The sequence below is a fragment of the Faecalibacterium sp. DFI.5.82 genome (assembly GCF_029076575.1).
Taxonomy (GTDB): domain Bacteria; phylum Bacillota; class Clostridia; order Oscillospirales; family Ruminococcaceae; genus Faecalibacterium; species Faecalibacterium duncaniae.
Genome location: NZ_JARFIS010000746.1, coordinates 1 through 301, shown reverse-complemented (window position 1 = coordinate 301; position 301 = coordinate 1). Strand labels below are relative to the sequence as shown.

1 protein-coding gene is annotated in these 301 nt (G+C 48.2%); it reads left to right on the top strand.

Features of this window, described 5'->3' with window-relative positions; translation table 11 throughout:
• A partial coding sequence (locus P0G09_RS18725) for a hypothetical protein (RefSeq protein ID WP_275253424.1) occupies nucleotides 1-244 on the top strand: 244 nt, incomplete at its 5' end.
• Nucleotides 245-301: the final 57 nt, after the last annotated feature.

Below are 301 nucleotides of genomic sequence, written 5' to 3'. Positions count from 1 at the left end.
GACAAAATATCTGCGAGAGGAAGATTATCTGCCGATCGGCATCATCATCAAGCTAGATGGCCGGGATTTCCGTGTGGATCACGTCAACTTCATGTTCAAATCCGTCAGCTTGCAGGACATTGACTTGACCAACAGCGGACAGCCCATCTTCCGGGTTGAACGGTTGCCCTATATCCGGGTACTGTATGACCTGCAGCATGATGAAATTATTGACGTTTCTGCTGAAAAGTCTGTTGATTACTAGGTCGGTGACGATGTTGTTGTTGACCTTCCCACCCGAACCATCGAAGGAAAAATCGGC